This window comes from bacterium, assembly GCA_018814885.1.
Lineage (GTDB): Bacteria > Krumholzibacteriota > Krumholzibacteriia > LZORAL124-64-63 > LZORAL124-64-63 > JAHIYU01.
Window position 1 is genome coordinate 1 of sequence record JAHIYU010000079.1, and the last position, 11,247, is coordinate 11,247.

The following is an 11,247-nucleotide window of genomic DNA, read 5'->3' on the forward strand; positions in this document are numbered from 1 at the left end:
CCTTCGTGGAGCCCACGAAGCCGACCGCCGCGATGCCGGGATGGTCGCAGATGCTCTCGACCATTTCCCGGCCCCCGTGCACGACCGAGAAGACGCCGTCCGGCAGACCCGCCTCGTGCAGGATCTCCGCCGTCTCCATGCCGCCCAGCGGCGTCTGCTCCGAGGGCTTGAGGATGAAGGCGTTGCCCGTCCCGATCGCCAGCGGCACCATCCACAGCGGCACCATGAAGGGGAAGTTGAACGGCGTGATGCCGGCCACGACGCCCAGCGGATAGCGCTGGGTGCGGCATTCGACGCCCTGGCCGACCATCAGCACGCGGTCGGTCGCGATCTGGGGCAGGCTCGAGGCGTATTCGATGCACTCGACGCCCCGGATGATGCTGCCCAGGGCCTCGGCCATGGTCTTGCCGTTCTCGCGTACGACCACTTCCGCCAGGCGGTCCTGTTCGCGCTCGACGATATGCTTCATGCGGAACAGGACCTGCACGCGGTCCTTGAGGGGCGTCTCGGCCCAGGCTTTCTGCGCCGCCGCGGCGGCGGCGACGGCCCTGTCCAGCTCGGCGGCGCCGCAGAGCGGCACCTCGACGATGGTCTCGCCCGTGGCGGGATTGGTGACCGGCAGGTATGCGTCGGCCTTGGCCGCGACCAGCTTGCCGCCGATGTAGTTCTTCAGCTTCTCAGTCATCGTTGCCTCCTGCGGACTTTCGCGGCAGCCACTGTCCGCGTCCCGCCTTGCCCACGACCTTGTAATCGTCCACCACGACCTCGCCGCGCGAGATGGTGGTGCGCGAGAAACCGGCCAGTTCCCGGCCGGCGTAGGGATTCCAGTCACAGTTGGTCTCCATCCGCGCCGGGTCCACCTGCAGGGTGCTGCCGGGATGGAAGATGCACAGATCGGCGTCGGCGCCCACGGCGACGGCGCCCTTGCGCGGGGCCAGTCCCATGATCCGCGCCGGGTTGCCGGCCAGCTTCTCGGCCAGCTCCGTCAGGGTCAGGCGGCCGCCGAGCACACCGTCCGTGTAGCAGACCGGCAGCAGGGTCTCCAGCCCGGGCATGCCCATGGGGATCTTGGTGAAATCCCCCTTCCACATGGCCTTCTGCGCGCGCGTGAAGGTGCAGGTGTCGGTGGAGATGTTGCTCACTTCGCCGTCCTTGAGCCCCTGCCACAGCCGCGCCGCATCGGCCTTGGTCTTGAGCTGGGGGCAGGTGGCGAAGAGGTGGCCGTCCTCGCGCTTGAAGACCGAGTCGTCCAGGGAGAGGTACTGGGCACAGGTCTCGGCCAGCACCTTGACGCCGCGCTGCTGCGCGTCGCGGATCAGGTCGGCGCCCCTGCCCGTGGACATGTGCACCACGAACAGCGGGCCGCCGGTGATCTCGCTCCAGGTGATGGCCCGCTGGATGGCCTCGGCCTCGATGTAGTCGGGGCGCGAGAGGGTATGCAGGTACGCGCCCTGCTTCTTCATCTGCTCGGGCGTGTGGTAGCGCGCGATCAGCTCGTCCAGCACGCGTGCGCTCTCGGCGTGCACCATCAGCATGCCGCCCAGGTCGCGCATCCTCTCGAGGGTGTTGAAGAGCGTCCGGTCGTCGGACATCCAGCCCTCGCTCTCGTAGATCATGAACTCCTTGAAGGTGGGGATGCCCTCCGCGATCAGCGGCTCGACATCGCTCTGGTGGCGGTTCCAGTCGGTGATGCAGACGTGGAAGGCGTAATCGATCAGGGCCTTGCCCTCGGCCTTGGCGTGCCAGTTGTCGACGGCGTCGCGCAGGGTGTCGTCGCCGTAGGGGATGGCGAAGTCGATCAGCGTGGTCACGCCGCCGCGGGCGCCGGCGCGGGTGCCGCTGCGGTAGTCGTCCGAGCTCACGGTGCCGCAGAACGGCAGCTCGAGGTGCACGTGCACGTCCAGCACGCCGGGAAAGACGATGTGGCCGCCCGCGTCGATGACCTCGGCGCCCGCGGGCTCGGCGGCCAGGCCGGCCGCGAGCGCCGCGATCTTACCGCCGGCGATGGCCACGTCCACGGCCCGCTCGCCCTCGGGCGTGACGACCGTGCCGCCGGTGATGATCTTGTCGTAGGCCATGGTTCATACCCTCCCGAGCGCGTCGTCGAGGACTTCCAGGGCGAATTCCACGTCCGCGGTCGTGATGCACATGGGCGGCTTGATGCGCAGCACGTTGCCGTAGAAGCCGCCCTTGCCCACCAGCAGTCCCTGGTCCTTGGCGATCTCCAGCAGGGCGATCGCCTCTGTGTTGGCGGGCTCCTTGGTGACGCGGTCGCGCACCAGCTCGACGCCGAGCATCAGGCCCTTGCCGCGCACGTCGCCGATCAGGTCGTGCGTCTGCTGCAGCTTCTGCAGGCCGGCCTTGAAGCGGCCGCCGACCTCGCGGCAGTTCTTCTGCAGCTGCTCCTGCTCGATCACGTCCAGCACCGCCGCGCCGGCGGCCATCGAGACCGGGTTGCCGCCGAAGGTGTTGAAATGGATGCGCGAGGTGAAGGCCGCGGCGATCTCGGCGGTGGTCGTCACGGCGCCCAGGGGGAAGCCGTTGCCGATGCCCTTGGCCATGACCACCATGTCGGGTTTCACCCCGTAGTTCTCGAAACCCCAGTAGTGGTCGCCGGTCCGCCCGAAACCGGTCTGCACCTCGTCGGCGATGCACACGCCGCCGTGCTCGCGGATCACGGCGTAGGCCTCGGGCAGATAGTTGGCGGCGCCGCAGGTCACGCCGCCGACGCCCTGGATCGGCTCGGCGATGAAGGCCGCCACCTGGCCCGGCGTCGAGAAGCGGATCAGCTCGCGGATGTCCTCGGCGCACTTGGTGGCGATCTGTTCGGGCGAGCCCGCGAACTTGCTGCGATAGGGATCGGGGCACGCGGCGTGGTGGACCCGGCCCCCCGTATGCAGCGGGAACTTCCAGGTGCTGTGCGAGGTCAGGCCCATGGCCGTGGTCGTGCCGCCGTGATAGGCGTTGCGCACCGCGATCACGTCCTCGCGTCCGGTGTACATGCGCGCCATGGCGATCGCCAGCTCGTTGGCCTCGCTGCCGCTGTTGGTGAAGTAGGTCACGTCCAGGCCGTCGGGCATCTTGGCCGCCAGCTTGGCGCCCAGCTGGGGGAAATTGGGATGCAGGTACAGGGTGGTGGCGTGCTGCAGCTTCTCCACCTGTTCGATGACGCGCCGGTTGACCACCGGATGGCTGTGACCGCAGGAGACCGTGACGATGCCGGCGAACAGGTCCAGGTAGCGCTTGCCCGTCTCGTCGAAGAGGTACTGCAGCGCGCCCTCGACGATCATCAGGGGCTCCTTGTAGAGGGTGAATATCACCGGGTGGCAGTACGCGGCCCGCAGGGCGCGCACCTCGTCCTTGGTGGGGCCGTCGTAGGGCCGGGGTGTGTGGCCACAGGGTGGCAGCGTGCTCATGACGCGACCTCTTTCGTTGACTGGGGAGAGGACGAACCGAGCGCCAGGAAGACCAGGCCGGACAGGGCCAGGCCGACGAACCAGGCGTAGGTGTAGAGTTGTGCGAAGAAGGACGGCACGGCTATCGAACCGCCCGAAACCTGGGCCAGGAAGCCCGGCGCGTTGAAGCCGATGCCGACGGCGACGGCGACGATGGCGCGCCAGTTCACGCCGCCGCGGTAGCTGTACGCGCCGTCGACGGCATAGAGATCCGCGACCGCCAGCCGTCGCCGCCGCAGGATGAAGTAATCGACCAGCATCACGCCGGCGATCGAGCCGAGCATGGCGCTGTAGCCGATCAACCAGGTGAAGATGTAGTTCGAGAGATCCGTGTAGAGCTTCCAGGGCATGATCAGGATGCCGATGGTCCCCGTGATCAGGCCGCCGCGCCTGAAGCTGATCGACCGCGGCCGCAGGTTGGCGAAGTCGTTCGCGGGCGAGACGACGTTGGCCGCGATGTTCGTCGACAGGGTGGCCACCGTCAGGGCGAAGAGGGCGAAGGCCACGGTCAGCTTGTTGTCGAAGCGGCCGAGCAGCTGGACCGGGTCCCAGATCGCCTCGCCGAAGATCACCACCGTCGCGCAGGTGACGGCGATGCCGATGAAGGAGTAGAAGGCCATCGTCGTGGGCAGGCCGATCAGCTGGCCGAGCATCTGGTCCCGCTGCGAGCGGGCGTAGCGGGAGAAGTCGGGGATGTTCAGGGACAGCGTCGCCCAGAAGCCGACCATGGCGGTGAGATTGGGCCAGAAGGCGCGCCAGAAATCGAAGCCGCCCGGCAGTTCGCCGCGCACCCTGGCCACCGTGTCCGCCGCGAGCACCACGTCCAGACCGCCCGCGCCCCTGATCCCCCAGATCAGCAGCCCGGCGCCGATCAGCAGCAGGAACGGCGCCGCGAAGGTCTCGAGGCGCTTGATGGTGTCGATCCCCCTGACGATCACCGCGATGTTGATGGCCCAGAAGGCGAGGAAGCCGAACAGCTGTCCCCAGGACAATCCCAGCACCGGCAGCATCTGTGCGGGACCCGCCGGCTCGTTGCCGAGGATCACCAGCGTCAGGGTGTAGATGGCCGAGCCGCCGATCCAGGTCTGGATCCCGAACCAGCCGCAGGCCACCAGCGCCCGCATCATCGCCGGGATGTTGGCGCCCACGGTGCCGAACGACGCGCGCAACAGGACGGGGAAGGGGATGCCGTAGCGTGTCCCCGCATGGGCGTTCAGCATCATCTGCAACAGGACGATCAGGTTGCCCAGCGCGATGGTCAGCAGCGCCTGCTTCCAGGACATGCCCTGCGAGATGAGACCGGCCGCCAGCGTGTAGGTGGGTATGCAGACGGCCATGCCCACCCACAGGGCGGCGATGTTCCACAGGCTCCAGCTGCGGTTCGCGGCGGAGACCGGCGCCAGATCCTCGTTGTAGAGGGGGGAGTCGGTGATGCCGTGCCCGAGGCCCATCGGCTCAGGGCCTGACCGTGGCGTTGTAGGTTTCCGGCCGGCGGTCGCGATAGAACTGCCAGACGTTCCGCACCTCGCGGATCACGTCCAGGTCCAGGTCGCAGACCACCACCGCATCGCCCTCGCGCGGTCCCTGCTCGAGGATCTGGCCCCGCGGATCGGCGAAGTAGGACGACCCGTAGAACTCGCCTATGGCCCACGGCTGCTCGACGCCCGGCCGGTTGATGGCGCCAACGTAATAGATGTTGGCGCAGGCGGCGGCCGGCTGCTCCAGCCGCCAGAGGTACTCGCTCAGCCCCGCGACGGTGGCCGAGGGGTTGAAGACGATCTCGGCGCCGCCCAGGCCCAGTTCGCGCCAGCCCTCGGGAAAGTGGCGGTCGTAGCAGATGTAGACGCCGACCTTGCCGACCCTGGTGTCGAAGACGGGATAGCCCAGGTTGCCGGGCCGGAAGTAGAACTTCTCCCAGAAGCCCGGATTGCAGTGGGGTATGTGATTCTTGCGGTACTTGCCCAGGAACGCGCCGTCGGCGTCGATCACCGCGGCGGTGTTGTAGTACACGCCGGTCAGGTCCTCCTCGTACATCGAGACGACCAGCACCATGCCGTGCTTCGCGGCCAGCTCCTGCATCAGCCTGGTGGTCGGGCCGTCGGGGATGCGTTCGGTCAGCTCGTACCAGCGCTCGTCCTGCTCGGCGCAGAAATAGGGACCGTAGAAGAGCTCCTGCAGGCAGGCGATCTGCGCACCCTTGGCCGCGGCCTCCTCGATCAGGGCCACGTTCTTGTCGATCATGGCCTGCTTGATCCTGGCCGTCGGTGCGTTCGCGTCCTCGCACAGGGTGGCCTGGATCAAGGCGCTGCGTACTATCCGTCCCATGCTTTCGGCTCCCGGGTTGGTCCCGTCTGGATCGATCACGATCGAATTAAAAAGATTACTCCAGATACGTGGGCGGAGCCAGAGAAAGATAGGTTGATGAATGACAGGGCCGTGACGATCCTTTGCGGGTGCCGGCTGCGTCCGGCGGTCCGAGGGCGATCCCGCGCTCAAGCACGATCTTCCGGATTCCCGCGAGCACCGGCCCATCCCCAGGAGGCCCCGATGGCTGACGGACAATGGAAACACCCGCCCGCGATGATCGAGGACCTCGATGATGTCGTCCGCGCCACCATCACCACCGCCAGGGGCGACATCGTGCTCGACCTCTATGCCGGATACGCGCCGACGACCGTCAACAACTTCGTTTTCCTGGCGCGCGAGGGCTTCTACGACGGCGTCACGTTCCACCGCGTGATCGGCGACTTCATGATCCAGGGCGGCGACCCGACCGGCACCGGCAGCGGCGGTCCCGGCTACCGCTTCGCGGACGAGTTCGCGGGCAACCCGCTGCGCCACGAGGCCGGCGTCATCTCCATGGCCAACGCCGGGCCGGGCACCAACGGCAGCCAGTTCTTCATCACCCATTCGCCGCAGCCGCACCTCGACGGCCGTCACACCGTCTTCGGCAAGATCGTCGAGGGGCGGGACGTGGTCGATGCCATCGAGCAGGGCGACGTCATGGAGCGCATACAGGTTTAGATGGTGGCAGTCTGGCACGATCTCGGCTACAATCCGGCCGGATGTTGCCCGATCCCCCGAAGAAAGGCGACCTATTGGCGAAGAATCATTTCACTTTCGAGAAACGCAGGAAAGAGCTGGAGAAGAAGAAGAAGAAGGAAGCCAAGCGTCTCGCCAGGCTGGAGAAGAAGACCCGCGACACCGAGCCCGAGACCGCCGGCGAGCCACTGGATGAGGGCCCGTCCGTCTCCGAATTCGAGACCGAGGCCGAGGCCGAAACGACCGAGTGACCGTGGTGAAGGCCCACTGGGAGCACGACCGGATCTACGCCACGGTGCAGTCGATCCCCGGCGGTCGCGTGGCCACCTACGGCCAGGTCGCCGAGATGGCCGGGCTGCCCCGGCGCTGGCGCCTGGTCGGCCGCGCCCTGAAGTCCCTACCCGAGGACAGCGCCATTCCCTGGCACCGCGTCGTCGACGCGCGGGGACGGATCAGCGCGCGCGGCTGCCCCGACGCGGTGGCCGAGCAGCGGATGTTGCTCGAAGTCGAGGGGGTGGTCTTCGGGCCGGGCGGTCGGATAGATCTGGCCCGCTACGGTCTCGACTTCTGAATCCTGCCGCCGCCGCTTTCCCTTGACGCCCGCCCGAGGCTTGTCCCACCATCGTCCCGGATCACCCGCAACCGGGGAGTCAAGGATGACGCACCCAAGCCGCCCAATCCGCCTGCTCGCCGCCGCCGCGGTCCTCGCGTTCGCCGCGCCGCCCTCCCTCGCGCAGATTTCGCTCGAAGTAAGCGAGTTATCCCATTGGTACAACGGACCTTGTCGCGTGGTCAGCCTGGCCGACGGGCGGGTCTACGTGGGCAACGGCACAGCTCTCGACATCGCCGACGTCTCCGAGGGCGGCCCGCCCCGGGCCCTCGGCAAGGTGGCCCTGACGGCCGCCGTCCAGGACATATCGGTCCGCGGGGGGCTGGCGCTGGTGGCGCTGGGGGAGTCCGGGCTGCGGGTCGTCGACGTGAGCGCTCCCGACGCGCCCCAGGTGATCGGCGCCTTCGTCGAGGACGGCTGCGACGTGCGCGGCGTGGCGGCCGCCGAAGGTCGTTGCTTCCTGGCCGACTTCGCCCTGGGCCTGCGCGTGGTCGACCTCGCCGCGCCCGACGCCCCGGTCCTCGTCGCCGAGCTCGATCCGCAGGACGACCTCTCCAGTCTCGTCCTCGACGGCACGCTGCTCTACGTGGCCGACTATTCCGGCGACCTGCGCGTGATCGACGTGTCCAGCCCCGCTCACCCCCAGCAGATCGGCTACTTCGGCACCTGGGGCGGCGCCTACGGCCTCGACGTAGACGGCGCGCACGTCTACCTGGCCGACGGCGTGCTGGGACTGCGCGTGATCGACGTGAGCGACCCCTTCCATCCCGGCGAGGTCGGTTACCTCGACACCGACGGCTGGGCCTACGGCGTGTCGGTGAGCGACGCCCGCGCCTACCTGGCCGACGGCACCCACGGCCTGCGCGTGATCGACGTGGACGACCCGACCGACCCGGTCGAACTCGCCGTCCTCGACACCGACGGCCACGCCTGGAGCGTGGCGGCGGCGGGAGACCGCGCCTACGTGGCCGACTCCTGGCCCGGCCTGCGCATCATCGACCTCTCGGTGCCGTCGCAACCCGAGGAGGTCGGCGGCTACCTGATGCGCGGCGACGCGGCCGCGGTGGCCCGGCGCGACAGCGTGGCCTTCGTGGCCGACGCGGACCACGGTCTGCGCGTCCTGGATCTGCGTGACCCGGACAGCATCTTCGAGACGGCCTCGGTGGATCTGGGCGCGCCCGGCCTGGACGTCGTCCTGAGCGGCGATCACGTCTTCGTGGCCCTGCGCGACGCCGGCCTCGCGGTGATCGATGCGAGCCAGCCGCACATGCCCGTGCCGCTGGGGGTGTACGCGACCGGCGGCGACGCGCGCGCCCTGGCCCTGGACGGCGACCGCCTCTACGTGGCCGCCGGCGATGCGGGGCTGCGCATCATGGACGTGTCGGACCCCGGCGCGCCCTTCGAGATCGGCGCGGCGCCGACGCCCGACCGGGCCATGGACGTGGCCGTGCGCGGCGACCACGTCTTCGTCGCCGTGCGTTACGCGGGCCTGGTGTCCTTCGACGCCCTCAACCCGTCGGCGCCCGCGCCCCGGGACACGCTGCCCCTGGGGGACGAGCCGCTGGCGGTCGCCCTGCTCGGCGACGTGGCCTACGTGGCGTCCGGCGGCGACGGCCTGTACGTGATCGACGCCGCCGACCCCGCGGCGTTGTCGGTGATCTCGCAGCTCCCTGTGCCCGGCTACGCCCAGGGACTGGCCTGCGGCGCGGACTATCTCTACGTGGCCGCCGGCAGCGCGGGCCTGCGCGTCCTGGACGTCGCCGACCCCGCCGCGCCCTACCAGACCGGCTGGTTCACGACCGCCTACGCGCGCGGCCTCTCGGTCGACTGGCGCGACGTGCTGCTGGCCGACGGTTTCGACGGGGTGCGCCTGCTGCGCAACGACATGATCGTGCCGGTGCTGCTGACGGAATTCGCGGCGAGCTGGCGAGACGGCGCGGCCGAGCTGCGCTGGCGTCTGCACGGCGACGCGGACCCCGCAGGATGCCGTCTCGCGCGACGGGAAGCCGGCGTCTGGGCGACGGTGGCGTACGTGACCTCATCCCTCGGATCTCCCGCCGTCTTCGTGGACGGGAGCGCTCCCCGCGCAGGCGCGCGGTACGGGCTTCTGGCCGCTGCGCGGGACGGAGGAGAGAGCCTGTTGGGGGAGACCGTGCTGGCGGCGGCCCCGCCGACGCCGTTGCGCCTGCGCGTCGCGCCCAATCCCTTCAATCCGCGCACGACCGTGAGCTTCGTGTTGACGCAGCCCGGGCAGGTATCGCTCCGCGTCTACGACGCCGCCGGCCGGCTGGTCAGGCGCCTGCACGACGAGCCCATGCCCGCGGGCGACCACGCGATCGGCTGGGACGGCCGCGACGCCGCCGGACGCCCGCTGCCCGGCGCCGCGTATTTCGTCCGGCTGGTGACCGACCGGAATGCGCAGGCCAGCAAGGTGCTGCTCCTGAAATGATCCGGATCAGTTCTCCCGCCAGTCCAGCTCCGGCTGCGGCCGGTTGTCCAGGATCGTCTCGATCCGCTCCAGCAGCTCCGGCGTCAGGTCGGCGGCCACCTCGAGCGCCTTCATGTTCTCGGTCACCTGCTCCACACGCGACGCGCCGGTGATCACCGTGCTCACGTCGTCGTTGCTCAGGCACCAGGCCAGCGCCAGCTGCGACGGGGTGCAGCCAAGCTCCTCGGCCACCGGCATCAGCTGCGCGACCTTGGCCAGGCGGGCCTGGCCCTCGGGACTGTCCAGCCGCGGCCGCAGCCACTGGTAGTTCTCCAGCGAGAAACGCGAGCCGTCGGGCAGGCCGTCGTTGTACTTGCCGGTCAGGACGCCGCTGGCCAGGGGCGACCAGACGGTCGTGCCCAGGCCGATCTCGTCGTAGAGCCGCGCGTACTCCGCCTCGACGCGGTGGCGATGGAACATGTTGTATTGCGGCTGCTCCATCGTCGGCGGGATCAGGTGCTCGCGGCGGGCGAAGTCGTACGCCTGGCGGATCTGCGCGGCGCTCCACTCGCTGGTGCCCCAGTACAGCGCCAGCCCCTGCTGGATGAGATGGTGCATGGCCCAGACGGTCTCGCCGATGGGCGTGTGCAGGTCGGGGCGGTGGCAGAAGAGCAGGTCGACGTAGTCGGTGCCCAGACGCTCCAGGGCCGCTTCGGTGCCCTCGAAGATGTGCTTGCGCGACAGGCCGCGGTCGTTGGGCCCCTGGCCTCCCCAGAAGATCTTGGTCGAGAGCACGAGGTCCTCGCGGCGCCAGCCGGCGCGCCGCAGCACGTCGCCCATGATGCGCTCGGCCTCGCCGTGGGCGTAGGCTTCGGCGTTGTCGAAGAAGTTCACGCCCGCGTCGTAGGCGGCGGTCATGCACGCCTGCGCCTGATCGACCTGCATCTGGTCGCCGAAGGTCACCCAGGACCCGAAGCTCAACGCCGAGACCTTCAGGCCCGACTTGCCGAGGTAGCGGTATTCCATGTCCATCCTCTCCGTTCGTCGGTTCAGGCCCCGCGACGTCCGGCGAACCAGCGGCGCCAGGGGCGGGATCTGTTCAGTGAGATCATCGACAGCGCGACGAAGACGCCGGCCGCGGCCAGCTGCGGGACCGACGGCCCCGTCCCGCCGGCGGCGCCGGCGAGGGTGCGCAGCGGCCAGCCGGTGGCGCGCAGCAGCGCGTCCAGCAGCAGGCCCATGGCCAGGCTGACCAGCACGATGCCGCCCAGGTAGACGCCGAAGAGCAGGCGCCCGAATTCGCGCCGCAACACCAGCATGCCCGCCGCGTTGGTGGCCGGCCCGACCAGCAGGAAGACCAGGGCCGCGCCGGGACTCACGCCGCCGGCCATCAGTCCGGCCGCGATGGGCGTGGACGCCGACGCGCAGACGTACATGGGCACGCCCAGCAGCGTCATCACCGCGTAGACCAGCAGCGGCCGGCCGCTCACCAGCGCGGGGTCGATCCGGGGCAGCAGCGCGGCGATCACCGCCCCGATGAGCAGTCCCGCCAGCAGGCTCGGCAGGATGTCGTCGTAGAACTCGGCGAACCCGAAGCGCCAGGCGCGGCGCCACCAGGGCGCGCCGACCGGGAGGGGGCCGCCGTCGCCGCACGTATCGCCGCAGCCGTTCTCGCAGCCACGGGCTGTCGCGGGCGGGTCTTCGCCGCCGCC

Annotated in this window: 11 protein-coding genes; 4 read left to right on the forward strand and 7 right to left on the reverse strand. The window is 69.4% G+C overall.

Going from position 1 to position 11,247, the window contains the following annotated elements; all coding sequences use genetic code 11:
- From KJ554_04815 to KJ554_04835, 5 genes are all read right to left on the reverse strand, one after another.
- Positions 1–685, reverse strand: a 685-nt coding sequence (locus KJ554_04815; GenBank protein MBU0741660.1) for an aldehyde dehydrogenase family protein, incomplete at its 3' end; no start/stop codon positions are given.
- A complete protein-coding gene (gene hydA / locus KJ554_04820) occupies positions 678–2,078 on the reverse strand; it encodes a dihydropyrimidinase (protein ID MBU0741661.1) in 1,401 nt (466 codons plus the stop codon). The genes hydA and KJ554_04815, both read right to left, overlap by 8 nt.
- Before the next feature lie 3 nt (positions 2,079–2,081).
- Positions 2,082–3,416: an aspartate aminotransferase family protein gene (locus KJ554_04825; GenBank protein MBU0741662.1), complete on the reverse strand. Its 1,335-nt coding sequence runs from the start codon at positions 3,414–3,416 to the stop codon at positions 2,082–2,084.
- Positions 3,413–4,906, reverse strand: a complete 1,494-nt coding sequence (locus tag KJ554_04830) for an NCS1 family nucleobase:cation symporter-1 (GenBank protein ID MBU0741663.1) — start codon at positions 4,904–4,906, stop codon at positions 3,413–3,415. Before KJ554_04830 ends, KJ554_04825 begins: the two co-directional genes overlap by 4 nt.
- A 4-nt stretch (positions 4,907–4,910) precedes the next feature.
- Positions 4,911–5,780: an acyltransferase gene (locus KJ554_04835; protein MBU0741664.1), complete on the reverse strand. Its 870-nt coding sequence runs from the start codon at positions 5,778–5,780 to the stop codon at positions 4,911–4,913.
- A 222-nt stretch (positions 5,781–6,002) separates the two neighbouring features.
- Here KJ554_04835 and KJ554_04840 point away from each other — a divergent pair, with 222 nt between their 5' ends.
- The 4 genes from KJ554_04840 to KJ554_04855 all read left to right on the forward strand — a co-directional run bounded on the left by KJ554_04840 (position 6,003) and on the right by KJ554_04855 (position 9,556).
- The gene (locus KJ554_04840) at positions 6,003–6,479 is read left to right on the forward strand and encodes a peptidylprolyl isomerase (GenBank protein MBU0741665.1); all 477 of its coding nucleotides are present in this window, start codon (positions 6,003–6,005) and stop codon (positions 6,477–6,479) included.
- A gap of 74 nt (positions 6,480–6,553) precedes the next feature.
- The gene (locus tag KJ554_04845; GenBank protein MBU0741666.1) at positions 6,554–6,748 is read left to right on the forward strand and encodes a hypothetical protein; all 195 of its coding nucleotides are present in this window, start codon (positions 6,554–6,556) and stop codon (positions 6,746–6,748) included.
- Between the two features lie 5 nt (positions 6,749–6,753).
- Positions 6,754–7,068 (forward strand): MGMT family protein, encoded by a 315-nt coding sequence (locus tag KJ554_04850; protein MBU0741667.1) that lies wholly within the window; start codon positions 6,754–6,756, stop codon positions 7,066–7,068.
- 85 nt (positions 7,069–7,153) lie between these two features.
- Positions 7,154–9,556: a hypothetical protein gene (locus tag KJ554_04855; GenBank protein MBU0741668.1), complete on the forward strand. Its 2,403-nt coding sequence runs from the start codon at positions 7,154–7,156 to the stop codon at positions 9,554–9,556.
- 6 nt (positions 9,557–9,562) lie between these two features.
- On the opposite strand, the gene KJ554_04860 is transcribed toward KJ554_04855, so the two are convergent.
- Both KJ554_04860 and KJ554_04865 read right to left on the reverse strand, forming a co-directional pair.
- A complete protein-coding gene (locus KJ554_04860) occupies positions 9,563–10,561 on the reverse strand; it encodes an aldo/keto reductase (protein MBU0741669.1) in 999 nt (332 codons plus the stop codon).
- Between the two features lie 23 nt (positions 10,562–10,584).
- A partial coding sequence (locus KJ554_04865) for a permease (GenBank protein ID MBU0741670.1) occupies positions 10,585–11,247 on the reverse strand: 663 nt, incomplete at its 5' end.

Bases quoted from the DNA above. Each gene is read 5' to 3' on its own strand.
- KJ554_04840 (MBU0741665.1), top strand. From the start codon at position 6,003: ATGGCTGACGGACAATGGAAACACCCGCCCGCGATGATCGAGGACCTC.
- KJ554_04855 (MBU0741668.1), top strand. From the start codon at position 7,154: ATGACGCACCCAAGCCGCCCAATCCGCCTGCTCGCCGCCGCCGCGGTC.
- hydA (MBU0741661.1), bottom strand. From the start codon at position 2,078: ATGGCCTACGACAAGATCATCACCGGCGGCACGGTCGTCACGCCCGAG.
- KJ554_04835 (MBU0741664.1), bottom strand. From the start codon at position 5,780: ATGGGACGGATAGTACGCAGCGCCTTGATCCAGGCCACCCTGTGCGAG.
- KJ554_04860 (MBU0741669.1), bottom strand. From the start codon at position 10,561: ATGGAATACCGCTACCTCGGCAAGTCGGGCCTGAAGGTCTCGGCGTTG.
- KJ554_04830 (MBU0741663.1), bottom strand. From the start codon at position 4,906: ATGGGCCTCGGGCACGGCATCACCGACTCCCCCCTCTACAACGAGGAT.
- KJ554_04825 (MBU0741662.1), bottom strand. From the start codon at position 3,416: ATGAGCACGCTGCCACCCTGTGGCCACACACCCCGGCCCTACGACGGC.